Annotated in this window: 17 protein-coding genes; 6 read left to right on the top strand and 11 right to left on the bottom strand. The window is 66.5% G+C overall.

The annotated features are described in order from the left end of the window. Window positions 1-25: 25 nt before the first annotated feature. The 10 genes from ACJ7IV_RS04240 to ACJ7IV_RS04195 form a co-directional block, all read right to left on the bottom strand. The gene (locus tag ACJ7IV_RS04240; RefSeq protein WP_483865919.1) at window positions 26-5,953 is read right to left on the bottom strand and encodes a beta strand repeat-containing protein; all 5,928 of its coding nucleotides are present in this window, start codon (window positions 5,951-5,953) and stop codon (window positions 26-28) included. Between the two features lie 925 nt (window positions 5,954-6,878). Continuing rightward, window positions 6,879-9,140: a DUF5801 repeats-in-toxin domain-containing protein gene (locus ACJ7IV_RS04235; protein ID WP_483865918.1), complete on the bottom strand. Its 2,262-nt coding sequence runs from the start codon at window positions 9,138-9,140 to the stop codon at window positions 6,879-6,881. Between the two features lie 397 nt (window positions 9,141-9,537). Beyond that, complete coding sequence (locus ACJ7IV_RS04230; protein ID WP_483865917.1) at window positions 9,538-10,212, bottom strand: LuxR C-terminal-related transcriptional regulator; 675 nt, start codon at window positions 10,210-10,212, stop codon at window positions 9,538-9,540. Window positions 10,213-10,257: 45 nt separating this feature from the next. Further along, complete coding sequence (locus ACJ7IV_RS04225; RefSeq protein ID WP_483865916.1) at window positions 10,258-11,646, bottom strand: HlyD family type I secretion periplasmic adaptor subunit; 1,389 nt, start codon at window positions 11,644-11,646, stop codon at window positions 10,258-10,260. Continuing rightward, window positions 11,643-13,436, bottom strand: a complete 1,794-nt coding sequence (locus ACJ7IV_RS04220; RefSeq protein ID WP_483865915.1) for a type I secretion system permease/ATPase — start codon at window positions 13,434-13,436, stop codon at window positions 11,643-11,645. The genes ACJ7IV_RS04225 and ACJ7IV_RS04220 overlap by 4 nt, the downstream gene beginning before the upstream one ends. 269 nt (window positions 13,437-13,705) lie before the next feature. Further along, on the bottom strand, window positions 13,706-14,971 hold the full coding sequence (gene glyA, locus ACJ7IV_RS04215) for a serine hydroxymethyltransferase (protein WP_161431048.1): 1,266 nt from the start codon (window positions 14,969-14,971) through the stop codon (window positions 13,706-13,708). A 129-nt stretch (window positions 14,972-15,100) separates the two neighbouring features. Then, window positions 15,101-16,261 (bottom strand): hypothetical protein, encoded by a 1,161-nt coding sequence (locus tag ACJ7IV_RS04210; RefSeq protein WP_483865914.1) that lies wholly within the window; start codon window positions 16,259-16,261, stop codon window positions 15,101-15,103. A 58-nt stretch (window positions 16,262-16,319) separates the two neighbouring features. Then, window positions 16,320-17,747 carry a polyphosphate kinase gene (locus ACJ7IV_RS04205; RefSeq protein ID WP_483865913.1) on the bottom strand — a complete coding sequence of 476 codons (1,428 nt, stop codon included), beginning with the start codon at window positions 17,745-17,747 and terminating at the stop codon, window positions 16,320-16,322. 24 nt (window positions 17,748-17,771) lie between these two features. Beyond that, entirely contained in the window at window positions 17,772-20,354 is a 2,583-nt protein-coding gene (locus ACJ7IV_RS04200; RefSeq protein WP_483865912.1) for an ABC transporter permease, read from the bottom strand. Further along, window positions 20,351-21,067, bottom strand: coding sequence for an ABC transporter ATP-binding protein (locus tag ACJ7IV_RS04195; RefSeq protein ID WP_483865911.1), 717 nt, complete (start codon window positions 21,065-21,067; stop codon window positions 20,351-20,353). The genes ACJ7IV_RS04200 and ACJ7IV_RS04195 overlap by 4 nt, the downstream gene beginning before the upstream one ends. Here ACJ7IV_RS04195 and ACJ7IV_RS04190 point away from each other — a divergent pair. Genes ACJ7IV_RS04190 through ACJ7IV_RS04180 form a run of 3 tightly spaced genes read left to right on the top strand, consistent with a single transcriptional unit; the run spans window position 21,066 to window position 22,394 of the window. Beyond that, window positions 21,066-21,746, top strand: a complete 681-nt coding sequence (locus ACJ7IV_RS04190) for an arylesterase (RefSeq protein ID WP_483865910.1) — start codon at window positions 21,066-21,068, stop codon at window positions 21,744-21,746. The two genes, ACJ7IV_RS04195 and ACJ7IV_RS04190, sit on opposite strands and share 2 nt — an antisense overlap. Window positions 21,747-21,786: 40 nt before the next feature. Continuing rightward, a complete protein-coding gene (locus ACJ7IV_RS04185; protein ID WP_213311368.1) occupies window positions 21,787-22,050 on the top strand; it encodes a type II toxin-antitoxin system Phd/YefM family antitoxin in 264 nt (87 codons plus the stop codon). Continuing rightward, the gene (locus ACJ7IV_RS04180; protein WP_483865909.1) at window positions 22,047-22,394 is read left to right on the top strand and encodes a type II toxin-antitoxin system RelE/ParE family toxin; all 348 of its coding nucleotides are present in this window, start codon (window positions 22,047-22,049) and stop codon (window positions 22,392-22,394) included. The genes ACJ7IV_RS04185 and ACJ7IV_RS04180 overlap by 4 nt, the downstream gene beginning before the upstream one ends. Here the strand turns inward: ACJ7IV_RS04180 and ACJ7IV_RS04175 are convergent. After that, window positions 22,379-23,269, bottom strand: a complete 891-nt coding sequence (locus ACJ7IV_RS04175; protein WP_483865908.1) for a DMT family transporter — start codon at window positions 23,267-23,269, stop codon at window positions 22,379-22,381. The genes ACJ7IV_RS04180 and ACJ7IV_RS04175 overlap by 16 nt on opposite strands. 104 nt (window positions 23,270-23,373) lie before the next feature. On the opposite strand from ACJ7IV_RS04175, the gene ACJ7IV_RS04170 reads away from it, so the two are divergent. The 3 genes from ACJ7IV_RS04170 (at window position 23,374) to ACJ7IV_RS04160 (ending at window position 25,682) form a co-directional block, all read left to right on the top strand. Further along, window positions 23,374-24,687 carry an MFS transporter gene (locus tag ACJ7IV_RS04170; protein WP_483865907.1) on the top strand — a complete coding sequence of 438 codons (1,314 nt, stop codon included), beginning with the start codon at window positions 23,374-23,376 and terminating at the stop codon, window positions 24,685-24,687. A 158-nt stretch (window positions 24,688-24,845) separates the two neighbouring features. Further along, window positions 24,846-25,280, top strand: a complete 435-nt coding sequence (locus ACJ7IV_RS04165; protein ID WP_483865906.1) for a PAS domain-containing protein — start codon at window positions 24,846-24,848, stop codon at window positions 25,278-25,280. Window positions 25,281-25,478: 198 nt separating this feature from the next. Next, window positions 25,479-25,682: a PA3496 family putative envelope integrity protein gene (locus ACJ7IV_RS04160; RefSeq protein WP_161431032.1), complete on the top strand. Its 204-nt coding sequence runs from the start codon at window positions 25,479-25,481 to the stop codon at window positions 25,680-25,682.

Genomic DNA, 25,682 nt, shown 5'->3' with positions numbered 1-25,682 from the left:
CCGAATGGCAGGCCCGTCTGTTGGCTTAAAGCAACACGTCAGGGTCGTCGAGACTCACGGAGGATGCCTCCGCCGGTGGCTCCGGGCTAAAGTCAACGGTGAAGTCGTCCGTCGCGGTGTCCTCGTCGCCATCCTCGAGCGTGGCGGTGAAGTCCAGCGAGAGAGTTCCCGGATCGAATGTATCAAAGGTGGTGAACTCGATCACCGGGATCTTGATGGTTCCAGTTCCCATGGTGAGCTGGACCGCGTCGATCTGCCTGTCGCCGACTTCGTCTTCAATGGTGAACGAGCTTCCTCCCCGTGCTTCCTTCGGTACCTCCGGGTCGTTTTTGTCGAGGGGGGTTATTTCCGTGACCTTCTGAGGCGAGTCAATGGTCCCATCCGCGTAATAGACGGTGTAGTACAGATCCTCGGTCGCCGGGTCGTAGCCCTGCACCGTGCTCGAGATGTAGACCGTCACGCTGTCGACGAGCTCCTCCGGATTGACGACGAAGCTCTCATCGCCCGTGGTGATCGTCGTCCCCGCGAATGCCCCAGTGCCTAACCCCTCGTCGGCGCCATCGAGGTTGTTGTTGTTGATCCCGATGCCGGCGGTCGAGACGTTCATCTGCGTCCCCGAGTTGACCAGATTAGTCAGCGGCAACAGCGCCTCGATCTGTGACTCGGTAAGATCCGGTTCACCCTCGACCACGAGATCCTCGATGTCGTTCGGAGCCGGTCCTGTCCCATTCTCCCGAGTTGCCGTCGCCACCGCACCGAAGAACACGATGTCGTCACTATCGGCATCACTGCCACCGAACAGCAGGGTCCTCACTGCATCGGGTCCACCGGCATCCAGTGAGCCATCCGCCGACGACTTTGTGGTTTTCTGGTCCGGCGGGGCATCGAGGGTGACGGTGTACGCGTCATTGCCGAGATCGACATCCAGGGTGAACGCGACCGTCTCGGACACGCCATCTCCGTTGAAGTCATCGAAGATGGTCCCTGTCCACTTGGCATTGGGATCGGTGGTCGACTCATCGAAAGTGATAATTCCACTCCCGACCACACCGTTGATCCGATACTCATCAAAGGTGATCGACAGGTCGGCTAAACCATCGGCTCCGGGTCCGTCGACAAAGGTGCCTGTCGCCTCGGCCGGATCCGCATAGGTTCCGCTGGCATTGCCGACGGCAATCGTCGGGGTGTCGTCGTCGAAGCTGAACGCGTCGCTGATGTCGACGGTCTCGTCGTCGCTGGCGCTATCGTCGTCGCCATCCGTGATGGTGGCCGAGGCAGTGAGTTCGACGCTGCCGGCGGCCAGGCCCAGGTTGTTGACGTCGTTGTTGGTACCATCGCCGTCGTCCAGTTCGCCGACATGGTCGATCTCGGCGTACTGGGTCAGGGTGACCTCGCCTTCGTTGCCGGCCGTGTTGTCCACGCTGATGCGGAAGATATCCGTCACCACCGTATCCACCGTGGTCTGGCCGACGATGTCGTCACCGTCCATCGCCAGGGTGATGGCGTTGCCGTCGCTGGTCAGCCCGGTGGTGGCCAGGCCGGCGCCGATCGACAGGCTATAGCTCAGGGCCGCCGGGGTGCCGTCGTCGTCCGCCCCCATGTCCTGGGTCAGCCCGAACAGGCCCGAGAAGTCCCCGCTGGCCGTATCGCTGGCCGCGCCGATGGTCTCGGCATCCTGGGTGGTCAGGCTCGGCGCCGCGGCCTCGGTGAGCGTGACGTCCACCGTCGGTACATCATCGTCGAAGCTGAACGCGTCGCTGATGTCGACGGTCTCGTCGTCGCTGGCGCTATCGTCGTCGCCATCCGTGATGGTGGCCGAGGCAGTGAGTTCGACGCTGCCGGCGGCCAGGCCCAGGTTGTTGACGTCGTTGTTGGTACCGTCGCCGTCGTCCAGTTCGCCGACATGGTCGATCTCGGCGTACTGGGTCAGGGTGACCTCGCCTTCGTTGCCGGCCGTGTTGTCCACGCTGATGCGGAAGATATCCGTCACCACCGTATCCACCGTGGTCTGGCCGACGATGTCGTCACCGTCCATCGCCAGGGTGATGGCGTTGCCGTCGCTGGTCAGCCCGGTGGTGGCCAGGCCGGCGCCGATCGACAGGCTATAGCTCAGGGCCGCCGGGGTGCCGTCGTCGTCCGCCCCCATGTCCTGGGTCAGCCCGAACAGGCCCGAGAAGTCCCCGCTGGCCGTATCGCTGGCCGCGCCGATGGTCTCGGCATCCTGAGTGGTCAGGCTCGGCGCCGCGGCCTCGGTGAGCGTGACGTCCACCGTCGGTACATCATCGTCGAAGCTGAACGCGTCGCTGATGTCGACGGTCTCGTCGTCGCTGGCGCTATCGTCGTCGCCATCCGTGATGGTGGCCGAGGCAGTGAGTTCGACGCTGCCGGCGGCCAGGCCCAGGTTGTTGACGTCGTTGTTGGTACCGTCCCCGTCGTCCAGTTCGCCGACATGGTCGATCTCGGCGTACTGGGTCAGGGTGACCTCGCCTTCGTTGCCGGCCGTGTTGTCCACGCTGATGCGGAAGATATCCGTCACCACCGTATCCACCGTGGTCTGGCCGACGATGTCGTCACCGTCCATCGCCAGGGTGATGGCGTTGCCGTCGCTGGTCAGCCCGGTGGTGGCCAGGCCGGCGCCGATCGACAGGCTATAGCTCAGGGCCGCCGGGGTGCCGTCGTCGTCCGCCCCCATGTCCTGGGTCAGCCCGAACAGGCCCGAGAAGTCCCCGCTGGCCGTATCGCTGGCCGCGCCGATGGTCTCGGCATCCTGGGTGGTCAGGCTCGGCGCCGCGGCCTCGGTGAGCGTGACGTCCACCGTCGGTACATCATCGTCGAAGCTGAACGCGTCGCTGATGTCGACGGTCTCGTCGTCGCTGGCGCTATCGTCGTCGCCATCCGTGATGGTGGCCGAGGCAGTGAGTTCGACGCTGCCGGCGGCCAGGCCCAGGTTGTTGACGTCGTTGTTGGTACCGTCCCCGTCGTCCAGTTCGCCGACATGGTCGATCTCGGCGTACTGGGTCAGGGTGACCTCGCCTTCGTTGCCGGCCGTGTTGTCCACGCTGATGCGGAAGATATCCGTCACCACCGTATCCACCGTGGTCTGGCCGACGATGTCGTCACCGTCCATCGCCAGGGTGATGGCGTTGCCGTCGCTGGTCAGCCCGGTGGTGGCCAGGCCGGCGCCGATCGACAGGCTATAGCTCAGGGCCGCCGGGGTGCCGTCGTCGTCCGCCCCCATGTCCTGGGTCAGCCCGAACAGGCCCGAGAAGTCCCCGCTGGCCGTATCGCTGGCCGCGCCGATGGTCTCGGCATCCTGAGTGGTCAGGCTCGGCGCCGCGGCCTCGGTGAGCGTGACGTCCACCGTCGGTACATCATCGTCGAAGCTGAACGCGTCGCTGATGTCGACGGTCTCGTCGTCGCTGGCGCTATCGTCGTCGCCATCCGTGATGGTGGCCGAGGCAGTGAGTTCGACGCTGCCGGCGGCCAGGCCCAGGTTGTTGACGTCGTTGTTGGTACCGTCCCCGTCGTCCAGTTCGCCGACATGGTCGATCTCGGCGTACTGGGTCAGGGTGACCTCGCCTTCGTTGCCGGCCGTGTTGTCCACGCTGATGCGGAAGATATCCGTCACCACCGTATCCACCGTGGTCTGGCCGACGATGTCGTCACCGTCCATCGCCAGGGTGATGGCGTTGCCGTCGCTGGTCAGCCCGGTGGTGGCCAGGCCGGCGCCGATCGACAGGCTATAGCTCAGGGCCGCCGGGGTGCCGTCGTCGTCCGCCCCCATGTCCTGGGTCAGCCCGAACAGGCCCGAGAAGTCCCCGCTGGCCGTATCGCTGGCCGCGCCGATGGTCTCGGCATCCTGAGTGGTCAGGCTCGGCGCCGCGGCCTCGGTGAGCGTGACGTCCACCGTCGGTACATCATCGTCGAAGCTGAACGCGTCGCTGATGTCGACGGTCTCGTCGTCGCTGGCGCTATCGTCGTCGCCATCCGTGATGGTGGCCGAGGCAGTGAGTTCGACGCTGCCGGCGGCCAGGCCCAGGTTGTTGACGTCGTTGTTGGTACCGTCGCCGTCGTCCAGTTCGCCGACATGGTCGATCTCGGCGTACTGGGTCAGGGTGACCTCGCCTTCGTTGCCGGCCGTGTTGTCCACGCTGATGCGGAAGATATCCGTCACCACCGTATCCACCGTGGTCTGGCCGACGATGTCGTCACCGTCCATCGCCAGGGTGATGGCGTTGCCGTCGCTGGTCAGCCCGGTGGTGGCCAGGCCGGCGCCGATCGACAGGCTATAGCTCAGGGCCGCCGGGGTGCCGTCGTCGTCCGCCCCCATGTCCTGGGTCAGCCCGAACAGGCCCGAGAAGTCCCCGCTGGCCGTATCGCTGGCCGCGCCGATGGTCTCGGCATCCTGGGTGGTCAGGCTCGGCGCCGCGGCCTCGGTGAGCGTGACGTCCACCGTCGGTACATCATCGTCGAAGCTGAACGCGTCGCTGATGTCGACGGTCTCGTCGTCGCTGGCGCTATCGTCGTCGCCATCCGTGATGGTGGCCGAGGCAGTGAGTTCGACGCTGCCGGCGGCCAGGCCCAGGTTGTTGACGTCGTTGTTGGTACCGTCGCCGTCGTCCAGTTCGCCGACATGGTCGATCTCGGCGTACTGGGTCAGGGTGACCTCGCCTTCGTTGCCGGCCGTGTTGTCCACGCTGATGCGGAAGATATCCGTCACCACCGTATCCACCGTGGTCTGGCCGACGATGTCGTCACCGTCCATCGCCAGGGTGATGGCGTTGCCGTCGCTGGTCAGCCCGGTGGTAGCCAGGCCGGCGCCGATCGACAGGCTATAGCTCAGGGCCGCCGGGGTGCCGTCGTCGTCCGCCCCCATGTCCTGGGTCAGCCCGAACAGGCCCGAGAAGTCCCCGCTGGCCGTATCGCTGGCCGCGCCGATGGTCTCGGCATCCTGAGTGGTCAGGCTCGGCGCCGCGGCCTCGGTGAGCGTGACGTCCACCGTCGGCCCGTCATCATCGAAGTTGAGCGTGACGGCATCTGCGTCGTTGAGCTCGTTGACATCGCCGATACCAATACCGCCGATGTTGAACCTAGCGTTACCCGTCCCGGCGTTCTCCACTTCGAACCGGTTGTGATATAGCTCGCCGGTCTCGAAGGTAATGGTGTCATTGTTGGTGACGCCATAGACCACCACGCTGCCATCGGGTTGAAGACTATAGTATTGCGGCTCATTCGAATCCATACCCAACGGGGTCTTGCTGCCACCAGCCGACGTGATAAAGACCTTGTCGATGCGGACAATATCATCATCACCCAGCCCCTGGATAAAGCTTTCAGAGTCTGGTGAGCCGTCGCCCAACTCGATATCTGTGTTGCGCGCAGTGAGATGAACCGTCGCGGTGCTGCCAGGCCCCACCTTGACAATGGTCACCGAGGCTTCGGTGGCCGACTTCAACGAATCAAACTGGATGTTGGCCGGATCGCTCGCCTCTGGACCGGAAAGATTTGGGACAATATAGTCATCGACCATGTTGTTCACATAGGTGACTACCAACCCCTCCCCGGCATTGATATTGTTGCTGTTGGCGGCCAGCGACGTGGGTTCGTTATTGGATTTACTGCTGTTGACGGTCTGCCCTTCCTCGGTACCAGTGACTACCACCCCAACTCCGTCAAGTTCTCCGAACGCCATGAATACGTTCTGTCCCGAGGGAGCATCTTCGAAGTCAACGATGAAGGAGTCATCAACGGTGACGTTGACGTAGAGCCCATCCAGCGTGGCGGTATCGTCGTGGTTCTCCCCGCCTAGGTTATGCTGCTTCGGCAGGTAGTCCAGCAGATAGACATCGTAGGATCCGGCCGTGGTGCCCGGCACAATCACCGCAATGAATGCGATGCTCCCCGAGGCCGTCGTCCCGATCAACACGTTGTCGTCATTCTGGTCGACGTTCAACGTGACCGCTTCATAGCCGCCAACGGGATCAAGTGCCAGAAGGTTGCTCGTGACGCCAGTGCCTCCGACTTCGGGAAAGGCAGAGCCATTGATGTCTTGCGCCCAGCCGATATTCTTCAAATCCAGCGTAGCTTCCGCAGAGAGCGTGATCATGCCGGCCTTGTAGGCGAGATTATCGGGTGTACCGTAGGTAGTGTAGAGACCAGTAATCAGGGCGGGCGGTGGCGTCACCGCAATATCATCATCGCCCTGCGTGCCAGCTGTTTCATCCACCGTGATCGGTGACATGACGACTAATAGAGTTTCATCGTGGCTTGACATGACCCTTCTCCCCGAACTGCATGGTGTCGCGTTGTTGACCTGGCCCACTCCCTCTGCCGAAGGCCTGGCGAGGGGACTTGCCCTGCCGAAGCGGCCTCACTCCTCCCTGATGCCCCGTACCCGTGATGTGAGTTACCGGCTTGCCGTCGTCGTTGATGGCCGTGAAATCCGTCTTGGTGTGTCTTACACGAGCACGGCTGGCAACTCGATCACTCATACCTTCAAGCTAGCCATCACACAGTTGGAAACTGCTCAATTAGTCGGGGAGGCACGCACCAAAGTTCTGAATACCGGATAGCGGCTTAGGTAACCAAAACCTCTTCCAGGAACCTTTAAAAAACGAACCAGGTGATCAGGTTTCATCCCCTCCTTGGGCATGAGTTTCCTGATAAAGTCGATGAACCGAGGTGGTCCTCATGGGATGGGGAGTAACAGGTAGGGCAGGATGGACGACGAGGGCTACTAACGGTGTGGTAGACGATGGCGACCCCAGCTTTATCGCTGGGCAACGTATCGAAGGGGCGACAGGTAACAGAACGACGTCGGCCCGCGAGATGCGGGCCGACGCTAACCAGGCAGGTGGCTCTTGCCGGGTGTCAGGGGCTTACAGGAGGCCCTCCTCGATCGGCGGCAGGGGAGTCTCGCCACCGCCTTCGCCTCCTTCGCCTGTTTCGCCTCCTTCACCACCTCCTCCTTCGCCTTCTCCTTCACCACCTCCTTCGGGGGTGCCGTCGATAAAGACCTGAAAGCTGCCGTCGACGGCATCGTCGTCGCCATCAAAGGCCCTCACATCGAACTCTAGCGTCAGGTCACCCTCCCAGGGTCGCGTCCCCGACTCACCGCCGGGCACCTGAGGCGGGCCCTGGAGCACCTCGAAGCGGTAGCCACCGTCGGCGTCCTGATCGAGCGTGAGGCGGAAGAGAGGGCCATCCGCGTTCGAATAGGTCAGTACGGTGTCAGCCTCGGACAAGGTCTCGGTAATCTCACCAAGATCGGTGTCACCGGGTAGATCCGTATAGCCGGTGATGACGAAACTGCCCCGGCCGTCGGCACCGTAGTCAAGGAAGGCGTCGTCCTCGTAGAAGTCACCCGACTCGAAGTCCACCACGCCGTCGTCGATGGTTGACAGCTCGGGCAGGTCGTCATCGAAGCTAAGCCTGTCACCGATGTCGACGGTCTCACTGTCACTCTCGCTGTCGTTATCCCCGTCCACGATGGTGGCCGAGGCGGTGAGCCGCACACTGGCCGGGGCCAGCCCCAGATTGGCCACGCTGTTGTTGGTGGCATTGTCGTCCGCCAGCTCATCGGTGTGGTCGATCTCGGCATACTGGGTCAGGGTGACCCTGCCCTCGTTGCCAGCGGTGTTGTCCACGCCGATGCGGAAGATAGCCGTTACCACACCGCCCACCTCGGTCTGGCCGACGATGTCGCCATTATCCATCACCAAGGTGATGGGGTTACCGTCGCTGGCAAGCCCGGTGTCAGCCATGCCATCACCGATCGATAGGCTGTAGGCCAGGCTGGCCGGGGTGCCGTTGTCGTCGGCACCCATGTCCTGGGTCAGCTCCAACAGCACCGAGAAGTCGCCGCTTTCGGTATCACTAGCATCGCCGATGGTGTCGGCGTCCTGGGTGGTCAGGCTCGGCGCCTCGGTGTCGGTGCGGATGACGTCCAGCATCGGCCCGTCGTCATCGAACTGGAGGGTGATGGGGGCGTAGTCGGTCTCCTCGGTAGGCGCGCCGACGGCGATGCCGCCGATGTTCCAGCTGACGTTGGACCCGGCCCCCTTCTCGGGCTGGCCGTTCTCGACGATGAAGCGGTTATGGTCGCCCGCGGTCTCGAAGGTGATGGTGTCGTTATTCTTCACGCCTTCGATCACGACAGTATCGCCATCGGTCGTGAAGTCCCACGCCACGCCATTGACGAAGACCGCGGTTATCGGGACCGTGGAGTCGCCGTCGTTGTTGCCCGGAATGAAGTCGGTGCCCTCTTCCTGATCGGTCAGCAGCGCGGTGATGCGCACCACCGACTCGGCCTTGGGCGGGGTGAACTTCACGAGTTGCACCGAGGCTACGGTCGCTGTCTGCAGTGAGTCGAACTGGATATTCCCGGCATCCTTGGCCTCGATCGAGGTCAGGTCCGGCACCAGATAGTTAGGGTCCATGCCGCTGACATAGGTCACCACCAGGCCCTCACCGGCGTCCACGTTCTGGTTGTTGGCGCCCAAGGAGGTGTCGTTGGCCTTGCTGCTGTTGACGGTCTGGCCCTCGGCGGTGCCGGTGACCACGATGGACAGGCCGTCAGGGTCACCGAAGGCCATGAAGGCGTTCTGCCCAGCCGGGGCGCCGCCGAAGTCGAATGGCTGGAGGCCGGTGCCGGTGACGGCGACAGAGAGCTCATCGAGAACGGCGGTGTCGTCCGCATGGTCTCCGTTGGCATGCTGCTTGGGCAGGTAGTCCAGCAGGTAGACGTCGGACGCGGTGCCATCGGCGTTGGGCACGATCAACGCGATAAAGGCGACATTGCCTGACGCCGTGGTGCCAATCAGTACGTTGTCGTCGTCGGGATCGACGTTCAGCGTGACCAGCTCATAATTCCCGCTCTCGGGATCGAGGGCGAATAGGCTGGTGTCGAGGTCGCTGATGGGGTCACCGTCCTGGTCCGCCCAGCCGATCTCGGTGACCCCTTCCGGGGTGCTGATCATGTCTCGCCGGTAGGCCAGGTTCGCGGGCTCGCCGTAATCGCCGTAGAGACTGGAAATCAGGGCCGGCACGCCGGTCAACGGGATATCGTCATCCTGCCGACCCGCCGACTCATCGACCGTGATCGGTCCGCTGATCTCCAAGAGGTCTTCGTGGTTTGACATGTCCCTTCTCCCTTGCCGTCAGATATCGCGATGGTGGCGGGTGCCGGCGCAAGACCAAGTGGCAGCCGACCCCTCCTAACTGAAAGCTAGCCAAGCCAGTGAGTTGCAGTGGTCATTTACGCAGGCGACGGATACCAATCTTTTGCCTCTCGCAACGTCAGATCACCTCATTCTTTTTTCGAAGACTAATGAGAAAACCTCATACCTTGGTGACTAAAGGCCTCGATCCGGCGAGCGGTGTACGGGCCGGGCGCACGCCGAGAGCGCTCGTCCGGAAGGATGAGGCGCAGGAGGGTCGCGGTCACGTCGAGGAAGCACTCCTGCGCGGGGCAGGAGAGGTAGCGGGGCGACGAGCATCTACTGACGCCGGGGCCTCAGGGGTCCGGAGAGATCACGACTAGTCCTGGCGGCGCTTATGCTTCTGGAGGGGGGGCGGAGCACCGAGGTGGCGCCGGGTCCAGTTGATCGCCTGACCACGACTGTGCACGTCGATCTTGCGGAAGATGTTGTAGAGATGGGACTTGACCGTGTGCTCGCTGACGAACAGCTGCTCGGAGATCTCGAGGTTGGACGCCCCCGAGCCCAACATGCCGATGATCTCCAGCTCGCGGCGGGTGAGGCCGCAGGAGGGGCGATAGAGATTGATCTGTCGCTGGTGGTAGTACTCGAGCAACCGCGCCATCAGCGACCGCGACATCCAGGGCTTGCCCTGACGCAGCAGCTTCAGTCCCTTGCAGATGAGGTCGAGGCTGTCACTGCGATAGAAGATACCCTGGAGGTGGATGGCAGAGAGCAGTTCCACGGCCTGGATCTCATCGTTAAGGTTAAAGGCGGCGAGGTACACCTCGGGCTGCTCGGCGGCTCGCAGCTGCCAGGCGTGTAGATCGGCCTCGTCCAGGTGGTCAATATCCAGCAGGACCAGCCGCCTGCCTTCGCTTCGCGGCCTGCCATTGAGGCGGGGCGACAACAGGATGGCCGCGCACCCCAGCTGACGATGCAGGTAGTCGGCGAAGAGCTGCGACTGGGGTGTCGACTCGGTCACCAGATGGATCGGGGGTTCATTTGACGACATACCGAAGCATTTCCTTCCGTGTAATGGTGGCAGTGGTCTGGCTCCCTACGCCTCGCGAATGGCCCTGGCCAGGATGTCGGTGATCGGCTTGGTGATATAGCTGGCGAAGGTGCGTTGGCCGGTGTGGATCAAGACCTCGGCGGGCATACCGGCGAGCAGCTGCATCTGCCGATCGAGCTTCTCTCGCTCGGTGTCCAGGACCCGCAGGCGCACTCGGTAGAAACGCGCGCCGGTGGCCTCGTCCTGCTGGCTGTCCGCGCTGACGAAGACCACCTCGGCAGCGATGACGTCGGTGGTTCGCTGATTGAAGGCGGTGAAGCGGATCTCTGCATGCTGGCCGGGATGCAGGCGATTGATGTCGCGGTCGACCACCCGGGCCTCGACCAGGAAGCGACCGTCGGCGGGCACGATGTCGAGCAGTGAATCACCGGGGCGTACCACGTCGCCCACCGAGTGGACACGACGCTCGACCACGATGCCGGCCACCGGCGCCTTCAGGGTGGTGCGTGCCACCTGGTCGGCCAGGGCGCTAATGCGCTCCTCGGCCTCGGTGACCCCGACCTGGGCCTGGCGCAGCTGCTCGCCGATGTCGCTGTGGAACTCCTGCAGGCGGATCTCGCGCTGCATGCGGCTCTCGCTGATCTGGGAGCCGAGGCGGGCGATATCGGAACGGTACCCGGCGACCTCGCGGGAGAGCTCGAGACGGTCGCGCTCCACCTCGCGCAGGCGCTGGTTGCTGACCATGCCCTTCTTGAACAGGCCACGCAGGTCGCGCGCCTCGACGCTTAGCGAGGCGAGCTCCTGCTCACCGAAGGCCACCATCTCGGCGAGCCCCTCGACCTGCTGCTCGAGCTGGATGGCCTGCTCGTCGAGAGCCTCAAGGGTACCGCGCAGGGACTCGCGGCGGGCCCGGAACAGCGCCTGCTGGACATCCAGCATCGCCTGCACTCGGGGCTGGTCGCTCTCGAGCAGCGCGTCGGGGAAGGCCAGCGCCTCGTCGCCGCGCTGCTCGGCGAGCAGGCGCAGCTCGGTGGCTTTGCCCACCAGGTACTGGGCGCGCACGATCTGCAGCTGGGCGCGGGCACGAGTGTCGTCCAGCACCACCAGCGGCTGGCCGGCCGCCACGTGGTCACCATCCTCGACCAGGATCTCGCTCACCACGCCACCTTCCAGGTGTTGCACCGAACGCCGGAACGACTCGACGGTGACATGCCCCGGGGCCACCACGGCCACCGCCAGGTTGGCGGTGAAGGCCCAGCCGCCGAAGCCACCCAGTGCCAGCAGCAGCACCAGCATGCCCAGCCGCTGGTGGCGACGGCTGTCGACCGGCACCTGCACCGCGTACTCGCCCTCCAGGGTGCTGGGGCCCGATGCTTCGCCGCGCTCGGCCTGCAGGCTCTTGGCACCGGGCTCGAATGACTGTTCGCGGCTCATGGCGCTTCTCCTCCCGCCGGAGCAGATGGCGGCGAGGGCGCCTGGCCCGCGGCCACCGCCGCCATGCGTCCCCGCGCCACCTTGGCGGCATTCGCGGCGGGCGTGGGGCTCGTCTTGCCGGCGAGGCTGGCGATCACCTCGGCGGTGGGTGCGAACATCTGGACCTGGCCGTCGCGCAGCATCAGCAGTTTGTCCATGCCCTTGAGCAGGTGGGTGCGATGGCTGATCACGAACAGCGTGACCCCCTCGCGCTTGAGGGTGGCAATAGCGGCGCGCAGGGCGTATTCACCGCGGTCGTCGAGGCTGGCGTTGGGCTCGTCGAGCACCACCAGCACCGGGTTGCCGTAGAGCGCACGGGCCAGGGCGATGCGCTGCCGCTGACCGCCGGAGAGGCCGGCGCCGCCGGGGCCGATCAGGGTGTCGTAGCCCTCGGGCAGGGCCAGCACCATCTCGTGCACCCCGGCCTTGCGCGCGGCGGTCACCACGGCCTCGGTATCCACCTCGCCGAAGCGGGCGATGTTCTCGGCCACACTGCCCTCGAACAGCTCGATGTCCTGGGGCAGATAGCCGACGTGGGGGCCGAGCTCATCGCGGTTCCACAGCGCGATGTCGGCGCCATCGAGACGGGCGGTGCCGACAAGCGGCGGCCAGATGCCCAGCAGCACCCGGGCAAGCGACGACTTGCCGGCGGCGCTGGGGCCGATGATGCCGATATGCTCGCCGGGCGCCACCGCCAGCTGTATGCCACGCAGGGTCGGTGTGCGACTGCCGGGGGGCGCCGCGGCAACGCCCTCCACCACCATCTCGCCCCGCGGCGCCGGCAGCGACATCCGCTCCTGGTCGTCGGGGATCTTCCTGAGCAGGTTGTCCAGGCGATCGTACGCACCACGCGCCGAGACGAAACTCTTCCAGGAGCCGATCATGCGGTCGATGGGGGCCAGCGCCCGCCCCATGATGATGGAACCTGCGATCATCATGCCTGGCGTCAGCTCACCACGCAGCACCAGCCAGGCGCCCAGGCCCAGGATGAGGGACTGGGCCAGCAGGCGCAGCACGCGGGAAAGATTGGTCAGGGTGCCCGAGCGGTCGCTGGCCCGGGACGTGCCCGCCAGGTGGCGCTGGTGGCGGGTTGACCAGCGTGCCATGAGGCCCGGCAGCATACCCATGGCATGCAGCACCTCGGCGTTGCGCAGGTTGGCCACCAGCTGCTCGCGAGCCTTGATCTTCTCGCCCTGCGCCTCGCTCAGCAGCGGCTGGGTGGCCTTCTCGTTGGCCAGCGCCAGTGCCAGCAGCAGCAGGCCGGAGGCGGTGGCGAAGGCCCCCAGCCAAGGGTGGAAGAGGAACAGCACCGCCAGGAAGACGGGCACCCAGGGCATGTCGAAGATAGCCAGCAGGCCGTTGCCGGAGAAGAACTGGCGCAGGTTGGCGAGGTCGTCGAGGGGCTGGGCCGACCCGCTGCCCTCGCTGGCCAGACTGCGGCGGAACATGGCGCGGTAGAGCCGGTCGCTGAGCAGGGTGTCGAGGCGATTACCGGCACGCACCAGGATGCGCGAGCGCACCAGCTCGAGCAGCCCCATGATGACGAAGAGGAAGACCACCACCCCGGTGAGTACCAGCAGAGTGTCGGGACTGCGGGTCGAGAGGACCCGGTCGTATACCTGCAGCATGTAGATGGCCGGCACCAGCATCAGCAGGTTGACGAATAGGCTGAAGAAGCCAACAGAAGCGAAGGCTTCCCGACATAACCGCAAGGCACGTTGCAGGTCCGTTCTTTCGCCCTTGTTGTTCATTAGCGTTCACCGGGGCGAGCCTGGGCTCGAGTGACATGAGAAGACGTGCAACTTGAACCAGACAACTTTTCTTAACAGGACAGCTGTAACTAAAGGTAGTCGCGCCCAGGAAGACCCGCAATCAAACAAATCACGATATGTCAACACCAAGATTTTCAACGGCTTGAGCTACTCGCATACGAGAAGGCCCAGCCGGGCGGAGTACCTGGCTGGGCCTTGCGGGAGATTACTCGAACGTCAGACGGGCCGCGGCCGGCCCGCCGCCGCGATCAGCGATAGACCGGGAACTTGGTGCAGACGGTGGCGACCTTCGCCTTGACCTCAGCCTCGATGGCGGCGGAGTCCTCGCCCTTGGCCATCACGTCGAGGATGTCGCAGATCCAACCGGCCAGGTCCTTGCACTCACCTTCGCCGAAGCCGCGGGTGGTCACCGCCGGGGTGCCGATGCGCAGGCCGGAGGTAACGAAGGGGCTCTGCGGGTCGCCGGGCACGGCGTTCTTGTTGACGGTGATATGGGCGCGGCCCAGGGCGGCGTCTGCATCCTTGCCGGTCAGTTCCTGCTTGATCAGCGAAAGCAGGAAGAGGTGGTCCTCGGTGCCGCCGGAGACCACATCATAGCCGCGCTCGAGGAACACGCCGGCCATGGCCTGGGCGTTCTTGACCACCTGCTGCTGGTAGGCCTTGAACTCGGGGGCCATGGCCTCCTTGAAGCAGATCGCCTTGGCGGCAATGACGTGCTCCAGCGGGCCACCCTGGCTGCCCGGGAAGACGGCGGACTGCAGCTTCTTCTCGATCTGCTCGTCACCCTCACTGGAGAGGATCAGGCCGCCACGCGGACCGCGCAGGGTCTTGTGGGTGGTGGTGGTCACCACGTGAGCGTGGGGCAGCGGCGTCGGGTAGACGCCGGCGGCCACCAGGCCGGCCACATGGGCCATGTCAACCAGCAGGTAGGCGCCCACCTCGTCGGCGATCTCGCGGAACTTGGCCCAGTCGATGATCTGGGAGTAGGCGGAGAAGCCGGCGATGATCATCTTCGGCTGGTGCTCGCGGGCGAGCTTGGCCACTTCCTCGTAGTCGATGCGCCCGCTCTCGTCGATCCCGTACTGCACGGCGTGGTAGTGCTTGCCGGAGAAGTTGGGCTTGGCGCCGTGGGTGAGGTGGCCGCCGGCGTCGAGGCTCATGCCGAGCACGGTGTCGCCCGGCTTGACCAGCGCCTGGAAGACGGCGCCGTTGGCCTGGGAGCCGGAGTGGGGCTGGACGTTGGCGTAGGTGGCGCCGAACAGCTCCTTGGCATAGTCGATGGCCAGCTGCTCGACGATGTCGACATATTCACAGCCGCCGTAGTAACGCTTGCCGGGGTAGCCTTCCGCGTACTTGTTGGTCAGCTGGCTGCCCTGGGCCTCCATGACACGGGGGCTGGCGTAGTTCTCGGAAGCGATCAGCTCGATATGGGCCTCCTGGCGCTGCACTTCCTTCTGCATGGCGTCAAAGAGGGCATCATCGAAACCGGCAATCGTCATGTCACGGCTGAACATCGGCGGAAAACCTCATATCACGAGAGTAAGGTGAATCACGGCATGATACCCCAGCCCCCCGCCCCTTTCACTTGAATCGACGTCATCCCGGCCCGCAACGCATTCATCTTGCCTTGCCGGCTGCCGGGCTCAGCGTGTCTCCACCTGCATGGCGAAGCGTTCGGGCAGCGCCAGGGGATCCTCGGCGAAGCTCTCGAGGCGCTCCTCGGCGGGCAGATCTAGGGTGACCACCAGCTCCTCGGCGCCGCCGGCCATGAGGTCGACCAGGCCGTTGAGCAGGTCGCGCACCTGGGGACCGAACATCATTCCGAAACCCTCGGCCTGGGTACGCGCCTGCTCGAGATACTGGGCCTTGCTGATCCCCTCCATGGTGGCGCCCAGGGTCGCCAACCGGGCGAAGAGCCCCCGCTCGGCGAGACGCAGCTCGAACCGGCCGCCACCCAGGGCCACCTCCTCCAGCAGCGTCCCGTCGGCCAGAAGCGTGGCGACCTCCGCTCCTTCGGGCAGGGCCAGCAGACTCTCCAGGTCGATCGCCATGACCAGGGCATCGCGCAGGGTCAGCTCGCCGTCACTGAACAGCCGTCCCGTCTGCTCGGCCTGGGGCTCCCAGCGGGCATCGAAACCGGCATCCAGATGCAGCTGGCCGCTGCCGTCGGTGAGCACATTGCTGGCCATGCGCAGGCGGGTACGCTCCTCCTCGGGGGAGAGCGTGATCAGGCGGTCCAGGTCGACCGCCAGGGCCTCGAGGGCAAGCCCGCCCTGGCCGTCCTCGAAGTCGCCATCCAGGTCAAGACTGGCCAGGGAGGCGAGCATCCCCTCGGGGTGCTCCAGGCTGAGCTCGGTGAGGGTCATCACATCGAGCCACTCCTCCGCCAGCGCCTCGTCGTCTCGGGGCGGCACGGCACTGCCGGGATCATCCAGCACGATGCGCGCGACGCCCAGTACCAGGGAGGCCTCCAGTTCCTGCGGGGCGTCCTCCAGGCGAATGCCCTCCACGCGGATGCCCTCCAGCGTGACGGAGTCCGGGCGATCGTAGTCACCCTTCACCACGTAGCGGTCTATCCACAGCGTCTCGCCGTCGGGGCCCTCGAAACGCAGCTCCTCGGCGCGGGTCTCGCCACCCAGCAGCGAGGTGGAAAGACCGCCGATGACAAGCTCGCCTTGCTCGGCGACCAAGGCCCGCAGGTCGCTCTCGAGACGCTCGGTATCGGCGAATGCCGGGGCACTGGCCAGCAGGGCAAATGCCAGCGGCAGCGCCAGGCGCGGCGGGACAGGATTCGGAAAGGGCATGGGATCACCTCCGTGTGTGATCGAGCTGAGTGATCGTGGGGTCTGGCAGCACTCAAGCCTAGCAGGGCGACTGCAGGCGTGCCTCCAGGTGGGCGTTGACCGTGTCGATGACCGCCAGTCGGGCACGCCGCTTGTCATCGCAGCCGACCAGCGTCCATTCGGCGCCGTGGCGGTGGGTGGCGGCGAACATCTCGTCGATGGCCAATCGATAGTCGTCCCAGCGCTCGCGGTTGCGCCAGTCCTCGTCGGTCAGCTTGTGACGCTTGTGGGGGGTGGCGGCGCGCGCCTCGAAGCGGCGCAGCTGCTCCTCCTTGCTGATGGCAAGGAACAGCTTGATCACCACCCCGCCGTGTTCGAGCTGCTGCTGCTCGAACTGACGGATCTCGGCGAAGGCGCGCTGCCACTCATCGGGCCTGGCGAGCGCCTCGACCCGCTCCACCAGCACCCGGCCGTACCAGCTGCGATCGAAGATGGCGATGCGCCCGTCGGCGGGCAGACGCCGCCAGAAGCGCCAGGCCCAGGGACGCAGGGCCTCCTCGTCGCTGGGCGCGGCGATGCGATGCACCCGGTACTGCCGGGCATCCAGCGCCGCGGTCAGGCGGTGAATGCTTCCGCCCTTGCCCGCCGCATCCTGCCCCTCGAAGACGATGACCACCGGCAGGCGGCGCCGGGCGGCCTCCCGCGCGTTGATCGCCAGGCGCGCCTGAGCGGCGGCCAGACGCTCCCGGTAGCGGGACTTGTCGAGGCGCTGGGCGACCTCGGGGTCGGTATGGCGCAGCGCGGGGGACTCGGGCAGGGCCGCCAGCGACGAAGCCACCACCGGTCGCGGCGATGCGGCCGGCGCCTCGAGGGCACCCAGCAGCGCCTCGCCCACCCGTGGCAGCTGCTCGTCCGGGGCGCGCAGCGGCAACCGCTGCCAGCTGGCGTAGGGAGCCTCGGTGGCGTCGCGCAGGCGTCGTCCCAGCGCCTGGATAGCGGCATGCTGGACGTGGCGCTGCCACTCCACCGGCCCCACCTGCCAGGCAAGCGCGGGATCGGCCTGCAACGCCTGCAGGCGCTCGCGCTGGGCATGGCGACCGATATCCATCCACAGCTTGACCAGCACCACCCCGGCGGCGGCGAGTTCGGCCTCGAACTCGCGGATCCTGGCCAGGCGATCCTCGAAGAAGCCGGCGGAGAGGCGGCGCTCGGCGCGGGCGAACAGCGCGTCGCCATGCCAACCGTGGATGAAGATGCCGACCCGCCCGCGCTCCGGCACCCGCCGCCAGTAGCGCCACCAGTAGGGCCTGGCCTGCTCCTCGCTGCTGGGCGCGAGGGCATGCACCTCGGTATGGCGGTTGTCGAGCCAGTGGTTGAGGCGGTTGACCAGCTGGCCCTTGTGGGTCACCGCATGCCCGGTCAGCAGCAGCACCACCGCGCGATCGCCACGTCGGGCCAGCTCGAGTTGGGATTCCAGCAGCCGGTAGCGCAGGGTGTCCTGTTTCATCTGCTGCTCCGCATGTCGTTCATCTCAGGTCTCGCCCAGCAGGCCCAGGCTCGTCGCCGGGGCCTGGCGGCGCAGGTCCCGGGAGAGCAGGTGGCCGATGGCGCCGATCAGCAGCGCCCCACCCAGCGGCAGCGCCAGCCACAGCCACAGGTGCAGGCGCGGCGTCAGATCGAGCCAGGCCAGGTAGAGCGCGGCGCTGGCCAGTTCGGCGAGCAGTGCGCCCATCAAGCCACTGGCCAGGCCGAGAATAGCAAACTCGGCCCCCTGCACCCGGGAGAGCAGGCGATTGCCGGCACCGAAGACCCGCAGCAGGCCACTCTCGTGGGCGCGCACCGGGCGGCTGGCGGTCAGCGCCGCATACAGCACGCTGACGCCGGCCAGCAGCACGAAGGCGAGCACCACCTCCACAGCACGCGTCACCCGGGTGAGCAGGTCACGCACCTGGGCGAGGATGGCGTCGACGTTGAGCAGGGTGACGCCGGGGAAATCACGCACCAGGTTGCGCTGCACGTCGCGCTCCGCCTCGTCGAGGTGGAAAGCGGTAATATAGCTGTGGCCGAAGCGCTCCAGCACACCGGGCGGGAAGATCACGAAGAAGTTGGGGCGGAAGCTGTCCCAGTCGAGATCGCGCAGGCTGGTCACCTCACCGACCACATCGGCGGCGCCGATGGTGAAGGTCAGGGTATCCCCCAGCGCCAGGTCGAAGCGTTCGGCCAGGCCATCCTCCATGGAGATCGGCACCCGCTCGACCCCGGGCTCGGCGGCGACCTCGTCGTACCAGCCAGCGGACTCGACCTGCTGCTCCGCACCGAACCACTCCCCCGCCACCAGGCGATTGCCCTCGGGAAGCGTCTCACGCCAGGTAAGGTTGAGCTCGCGACGCAGGGCGTTGTCGCCGCGCGCCTCGGGGGGCACCGCCTCGCGCGGCGCCATGCCGTTGATGGCGGTGATGCGCCCGCGCACCATGGGGTAGAGGGCGCTGCGGGCGTCGGCAGCACCGCTGAGCGAGGCCTCGAAGGCCTCGCGCTCGTGGGGCTGGATATTGATGGCAAAGTAGTTGGGGGTGTCCGCGGGGAGCTGCGCCTCCCAGGTGGAGAGCAGGTCACCGCGCACCAGGGCGATCATCGCCATGGCGAAGAAGGTCACGGCGAAGGCCAGCAGCTGGCCGAGGCTGGCGGTGCGCCTGCGCGCCAGCTGGGCACCACCCAGGCGCAGCGCCTGGGTGAGGCCTGCCTCGGCCCCGTCGCGCGGCAGACGGGCGGCCAGGCGCAACACGCCGCCGAGCAGCAGCGAGCCCAGTCCCCACAGCACCACCAGCATCACCAGGCCTCCCAGCAGCAGTCCCAGCGCCAGTGCCGGGTCGCCGGAGTAGAGCCACAGCAGCCCGCCGAAGACGCCGCTGGCCACAGCCACCACCAGCCACGCCGATGCCGGCAGCGGGTCGAGCTCGCGGCGCAGCACCTTGAGGGCGCTGACCTTCTTGAGGCGCAGCAGCGTCGGCCCGGCGAAGCCCACCAGCACCGCCAGGGCAGTGAACACCCCGAGCCACAGCGGCAGCATGCCCGGGGCCGGCAGCTCCATGGGCAGCAAAGCCGTGAGCAACGCCAGCAGCGCGGCCTGGCCGGCCAGCCCCAGCAGCGCTCCCAGCACCGAGGCCGCCAGCGCCAGCCACAGCAGCTGCATGCCGAACAGCCGGGTCAGCTCACCCTGGGTGGCGCCGAAGCAGCGCAGTAGTGCGGCGGTATCCAGATGGCGGTCGACATAGCGCCGGGTGGACATCGCCACCGCCACCCCGGCCAGCAGCACCGCGGCGAGCCCGGCCAGGCTCAGGTAGCGCTCGGCGCGCTCCAGGGCGCTGCCCAGTCCCGGGCGGTCGCGGCGCACATCGCGGACCTCCATGCCGTCGCGACGCAGTCGCTCCAGCAGTGGCGCCAGTTCGTCGAGGATATCCGGCGGCCCGGCGCCGAGCAGCTCGAACTCCACCCGTGAGCCATCCTGGACCAGCTCGGTGGCCTCCATGTCGTCGCGATGCATCATCAGCCGCGGGTTGAAGCTGCCGAAGCCCGCGGACTGGTCGGGTTCGCGCTCCACCAGCCCGGCCACGACCAGCTCGCTCTCGCCCAGGCGCACACGGTCGCCGATCTCGGCCTCGAGAAGCAGCGCCAGGCGCGGCGCCAGCCACACCTCACCCGGGGAGGGCCCGCGGGCCACCACCTCGACGCCCTCCCCCAGGTCGACGTGCACCCCGCCGTAGAGTGGATAGCGACCATCCACCACCTTGAGGCTGGCGGGCTGGAAGGCGTCCCCCAGGCTGACCATGGAGACCATGTCCACCTGGTCGCTGAGCACCATGCCCGCCTCCTCGAGGGTGCCGCGCAGCTCGCTGTCGAAGGGCCGCCCCTGCTCCAGCACCAGGTCGCCGCCCAGCAGCTGGCTGGCCTGGCGGGTCAGGCCGCGGTCCAGGCGGTCGAGGAAGAAGCCGATCATGGTGGAGGCGGCCACCGCCAGGGCGAGTGCCACGAACAGCGCTCGCACGTCGGGCGCGCGCAGGTCGCGGACGAGTCCCCGAGCCGAGAAGCGCGCCAGACGCAGGACGGAGAGGCTCATGCGCTCACCTCATCGAGACGCATCTCCGCCAGGCGGCCATGCTCCAGGCGCAGGCAGCGATCGCAGCGCCGTGCCAGGGCGTGGTCATGGGTGACCAGCACCAGGGTGGTGCCCGCCTCGCGGTTGAGCGAGAACAGGGCGTCGATGATCCGCTCCCCGGTGTCGGGGTCGAGGTTGCCGGTGGGCTCGTCGGCGAACACCAGCTCGGCGCCGGTGACGAAGGCCCGCGCCAGGGCCACGCGCTGCTGCTCGCCGCCGGAGAGCTGCTTGGGCAGGTGGTCGAGGCGCTCGCCCAGGCCCACCCGCGTGAGCCACTCGCGGGCACGCTGCTCGCTGTCGGAGCGCGGCGAGAGCTCCAGCGGCAGCAGCACGTTCTCCAGGGCGGTGAGGGTCGGCAATAGCTGGAAATTCTGGAACACGAAGCCCACGCGGCCGGCGCGCAGTCGCGCCCGGCCATCCTCGTCGAGATCGGCGAGCCGGTGGCCGAACATCTCGAGCTCGCCGCCGGTGGGCAGGTCGAGCCCGGCCAGCAGCCCCAGCAGGGTCGACTTGCCAGCACCGCTCTGGCCGAGTATCGCCACCGTCTCGCCGGGGAACACCGAGATCGCCAGGTCACTCAGAATGGTGAGCCGCCGTTCGCCGCTGATAACCTGCTTGCTCAGCCGCTCGGCGTGTAGAATCGGCGTCATATCCGTGTGAGAGGTAGCGTTCATGAAGAAGGGACTCCCTGATGTTCCATTGCGTTGGACCCTGGGCTGGCTGCTGTCCCTGACGCTTGCGCTGGGCGCAGGCGCGCTGGCAGCCGATGAGCGCCCCACCCTGCTGGTGATGGGCGACAGCCTGAGCGCCGCCTACGGCATCGAATCCGACAGGGGCTGGGTCAGTCTGCTGCAGGCGAGGCTGGACGGGAAGGCGCGCGTGATCAACGCCAGCATCAGTGGCGAGACCTCCAGCGGCGGGGCCAGTCGTTTTCCTGAGCTTCTCGGACACCATGACCCCGACATCGTTCTGCTCGAGCTGGGCGGCAACGACGGCCTGCGCGGCCTGCCGCCCGGCCAGTTCGAGGCCAACATGCGGCGCATGATCGAGGCCAGCCACGCAGCCGATGCCGAGGTGCTGCTGCTGGGAATCGACATCCCGCCCAACTACGGCCGCGCCTACCGCAAGGCCTTCACCGGGGTCTACCGCCGCCTGGCGGACGAGTTCGACCTGGCACTGGTGCCCTTCCTGCTCGAGGGCGTGGCGCTTGATGACAACCTGATGCAGGACGACGGCATCCATCCCACCGCCGCCGCCCAGCCGATGATTCTCGACACCGTGTGGCCCGAACTCGCTCCCCTCCTCGAGGAGAATGGCCTGACACTCGCCAGCGGCTCGCAGGAAGACCATTGATGGACTAAAATTGGTCCACCATCCTCTGCGGGGAACCGTCATGCGCACGGAAACCATCAGCTATCTCAAGCAGAATGCCGCCACCCTGGATGTCCAGGAGCCCCTGGTCATCACCCAGAAGGGCAAGCCTACCTACGTGGTTGAGTCCTACGCCGCCCATGAGCGCCGCGAGCAGGCCATCGCTCTGCTCAAGCTGCTGAGCCTGGGCGAGAAGAGCCGCGAGGAAGGCAAAACCATGCGCGCCGACGAATTCATGGCCAAGCTTAAGGAAGATGAAAGGGACGAGCTGGGCGAAACGCTGTGACCCCTCCCCTGCCTGTCACCCTCGAGGATACTGCCCTTCGGTCGCTGCGCAGTTGTCGTCACTTCCTGATCGATCATCAGCAGTGGGCACCAGCGGAGGCGCACGCCTACACACAGCGACTCGTCGCTGGTGCCTTGCAACGACTCTCCGAGCAGCCTGGCATCTACCCGACTTGCCGGCTGGCTCTGGAACTCGGCATCAGCCAGTACCACGAGCTGCTGATCGAGGGCTATCGCGTCATCTATCGATACTGGCTCGAGCAGGGCCAGGTCTCGATCTACCTCTTCTGTCACCAGCGCCAGGACTTCAAGCAGTTGCTCTTCGAGTATCAGCTGCTCTCCTGAGGCACCGGTGCCTTCTGCCACTGCTGCAACCCGAGCCCGGCGAGGATCAGCACCAGGCCGACCAGCGTCGAGGCCAGGATCGGTTCACCCACCACCAGGTAGAGCAGCAGCAGGGACACCGGCGGCGAGAGGAAGATCAGGTTGGAGACCCTGGACGTGCGCGACACCCCGTGCACGGCCAGCTGCCACAGCACGAAGGCGATGCCCATCTCGAACAGCCCCACGTAGACCCCGGCGCCCAGCGCCGGCCAGCCGTGCCACTCAAGGCCGGGGCCGTCCAGCAGCAGCAGCGTGAGCACCGGCACCCCGACGCTGAAGTTCTGCCACTGGGCCACCAGCGGCGGGCGGTGGTCGCGGGCGTTGAGCAGCCAGTACAGCGCCCAGATCAGCGTCGAGGCCAGCGCCATGCCCACGCCGAGCGGGTCGGCGAAGGCCACGTCGAACACCGCGCCGCGGGTGGCGATTACCCACACCCCTGCATAGGCGATCAGCCCGGCCCCGACGTCCATGCGGGTCAGCCGCTGGCCAAGGATCGGCACGGCCAGGAAGGCCATGGCCAGCGCCCAGGTATAGTTGAGCGCCATGGCCTCCTGGCCCGGCAGGCGGTCGTAGGCGCCGAACAGCACCAGGTAGTAGGCCACCGGGTTCATCAGCCCCGCCCAGGCGGCGGTACGCCAGCCCTGCCTGAGGGCCTGGCCGACGAGCCCCTGGCGAGCCACGAGCACGCCGATCAGCGCCCAGGAGACCAGCGAGGCGAGCCACATCAGCTCGAGGGGTGACATGTAGCCCAGCGCCACCTTGAAGGCGGTGGCCACGGTGGACCACAGCGCCACGGCGCCGAGGCCGTAAAGCATCGCCTGGCCATCGCGGGTCATTAGGCCGGCCTCGGGTGGCGGGTGCAGTCGAGAAGTCTTATAGGTGACACGGCAGCCTCCCTGTCGCGACAATAGGGGACCCATCCTACCAGCGAGGAGCCCCCATGGCCGCACCCGATATCAGCCAGCGACGCCTCTACGAGTGGCTGACCGGCGACGAGGACAGCCGGATGTGCAAGGACATTCCCGACGAGGCCTGTGACGAGCAGCCGCGCAGCTTCTTCCTGCACCTGGTCGCCTCGCTGGGCAACAAGCTGGCCGACGAGCTATCCAGCGCCCGCCTGGTGCTGCCCTGGCTGCTGGGGGTGATCGGTGCACCGCTGTGGATGGTGGGCCTGCTGGTGCCGATCCGCGAATCCGGCGCCCTGCTGCCGCAGCTGTTCGTGGCCGGCTTCATCCGCCTCAAGCCCCAGCGCAAGTGGGTGTGGGTGGCCGGCGGGCTGCTCCAGTCTGCCGCCGCCGCGGTACTCGCCCTGCTCGCACTGTTGGGCGCAGGCGGCGTCGGCGGGGGCCTGGTACTCGTCGCCCTGGTGGCACTCTCGCTGGCCCGGGGGCTCTCCTCCATCGCCACCAAGGACGTGCTGGGCAAGACCATCGCCAAGCAGCGCCGCGGCACCCTGATGGGCTGGAGCGGCAGCGTGGCGGGAGCCGTGACCCTGGCCGCCGGCGGCGTGCTGATGCTCTTCGAGGATCGCCCCGGCGAGATCGCCCTGGCCGTTCTGCTCGGCGTGGCGGCGTTGGGCTGGGCGCTGAATGCGCTGTGCGCGGCGCGGATCCGCGAGGCTCCCGGAGCGGTGGAAGGCGGCGAGAACGCCTGGGACAGCGTCAAGCTGGGCTTGCGCCTGCTGCGCGAGGATCGCGCCTTCCTGCACTTCAACGTCTCCCGCACCCTGCTGCTGGCCAGCGCCCTGGCACTGCCCTGGGTAGCACTGCTCGGCCAGCAGCAGAGCGGCACCGAACTGGGTGGCCTGGGCGTGCTGATCGTGGTCTCGGGACTCGCCGGCATGCTGGCAAGCCCGGTATGGGGCAAGCGCGCCGACACCTCGAGCCGGCGGGTCATGCGCGATGCCGGCCTGGGGGCGGCGGCGTGCTGCCTGCTCGGCGCCAGCATCGCCTGGCTGCCGGGCGGCTGGACCCAGACGGTATGGCCCTATGCACTGGTCTATGCGCTGCTGGTGATCGTCCACGCCGGGGTGCGCCTGGGCCGCAAGACCTACGTGGTCGACATGGCCGGCGGCGATAAACGCGCCCTCTATGTGGCGCTCTCCAACACCATTACCGGGGTGCTTCTGCTGGTGGTGGGCGGCGCGGTCGGCGCCCTTGGCCAGTGGCTGGGCAGCCCCGCCCTGCTGGTGCTGCTCGCCGGCATGGCACTGGCCGCCGCCGCCAGCGCCAGCCGTCTGCCCGAGGTGGAGTGATCGACTGCGACGGCTACCGGCGACGAGCCGTGGGCCGCGTTGAAATCCCGCCGGCTACTGGCCATGCTATCTGGCACAATCGAGTGCAATACGCACGTCGTCACCCAGGCGGCCAGGACCGGATCCGCGACAGGAACGCCCATAATGGAACACCCGATATGAAACGATCCCCACTGATCAGCCCTGACCTACTCGAGCGCATCATCGACGCCTCGGAGGACGGCATCGTGGTCGCCGAACAGGAGGGCGACGAGAACATCCTGATCTACGTCAACCAGGGCTTCGAACGCCTGACCGGCTACAGCGCCGACGAGATCCTCTACCAGGATTGCCGCTTCCTGCAGAACGATGACCGTGATCAGGAGGGCCTGGTGGCCATCCGCAAGGCGCTGGCCGAGGGGCGTCCCTGCCGCACCGTGCTGCGCAACTACCGCAAGGACGGCACCCTGTTCTGGAACGAGCTCTCGATCACGCCGGTCCACGACGAAGACGACAACCTCACCTACTACATCGGCGTGCAGAAGGACGTCACCGAGCGGGTCGAGACCCAGCTGGAACTGGAGCGCCTCAAGGCCGAGCACGGCCTGGAGTAAGCCGTCCCGGGGCGATCACCCGGCGCGGTGCTGCAAAAAAACCGGCGGCGGGGCTTGTGCTCCCCTCGCGTTGCATATATATAGCGCCCAGGCAACCCCGTTGCCTGGGCGCTTCGGATTCCACAGCCGCACAGAGGAAGAGAAGCGATACGTGATCGGTCGACGCCCGTCGACCACTGGCCATGGGAGGAACACCACATGGGCCGTGAACACCTTCTCGATCCTGGATACGACGACGACCAGGAACTCTCCGACGCGATGAACGATGACGACTACGCGCGTCCCCGTGCCAGCAGCCGCGCTGACACCCTGCGCGCCCGACGCCGCGTGGAGGCCCTGCTCGAGGAGCGGCGCCTGCGACGTGCCATCGAGGACGACTGGGCCATCGACGAAGAGGAGTAG

This window comes from Halomonas sp. C10-5 (genome assembly GCF_057169305.1).
Note: the sequence above shows the minus strand (reverse complement) of the source record. Positions and strands in the feature narration are given on the sequence as shown.

Bases quoted from the DNA above. Each gene is read 5' to 3' on its own strand.
- ACJ7IV_RS04200 (WP_483865912.1), bottom strand. From the start codon at position 20,354: ATGAGCCTCTCCGTCCTGCGTCTGGCGCGCTTCTCGGCTCGGGGACTC.
- ACJ7IV_RS04220 (WP_483865915.1), bottom strand. From the start codon at position 13,436: ATGAACAACAAGGGCGAAAGAACGGACCTGCAACGTGCCTTGCGGTTA.
- ACJ7IV_RS04160 (WP_161431032.1), top strand. From the start codon at position 25,479: ATGGGCCGTGAACACCTTCTCGATCCTGGATACGACGACGACCAGGAA.
- ACJ7IV_RS04210 (WP_483865914.1), bottom strand. From the start codon at position 16,261: ATGCCCTTTCCGAATCCTGTCCCGCCGCGCCTGGCGCTGCCGCTGGCA.
- ACJ7IV_RS04175 (WP_483865908.1), bottom strand. From the start codon at position 23,269: ATGACCCGCGATGGCCAGGCGATGCTTTACGGCCTCGGCGCCGTGGCG.
- ACJ7IV_RS04235 (WP_483865918.1), bottom strand. From the start codon at position 9,140: ATGTCAAACCACGAAGACCTCTTGGAGATCAGCGGACCGATCACGGTC.
- glyA (WP_161431048.1), bottom strand. From the start codon at position 14,971: ATGTTCAGCCGTGACATGACGATTGCCGGTTTCGATGATGCCCTCTTT.
- ACJ7IV_RS04185 (WP_213311368.1), top strand. From the start codon at position 21,787: ATGCGCACGGAAACCATCAGCTATCTCAAGCAGAATGCCGCCACCCTG.
- ACJ7IV_RS04165 (WP_483865906.1), top strand. From the start codon at position 24,846: ATGAAACGATCCCCACTGATCAGCCCTGACCTACTCGAGCGCATCATC.
- ACJ7IV_RS04195 (WP_483865911.1), bottom strand. From the start codon at position 21,067: ATGAACGCTACCTCTCACACGGATATGACGCCGATTCTACACGCCGAG.
- ACJ7IV_RS04230 (WP_483865917.1), bottom strand. From the start codon at position 10,212: ATGTCGTCAAATGAACCCCCGATCCATCTGGTGACCGAGTCGACACCC.
- ACJ7IV_RS04205 (WP_483865913.1), bottom strand. From the start codon at position 17,747: ATGAAACAGGACACCCTGCGCTACCGGCTGCTGGAATCCCAACTCGAG.
- ACJ7IV_RS04190 (WP_483865910.1), top strand. From the start codon at position 21,066: ATGAAGAAGGGACTCCCTGATGTTCCATTGCGTTGGACCCTGGGCTGG.
- ACJ7IV_RS04225 (WP_483865916.1), bottom strand. From the start codon at position 11,646: ATGAGCCGCGAACAGTCATTCGAGCCCGGTGCCAAGAGCCTGCAGGCC.
- ACJ7IV_RS04170 (WP_483865907.1), top strand. From the start codon at position 23,374: ATGGCCGCACCCGATATCAGCCAGCGACGCCTCTACGAGTGGCTGACC.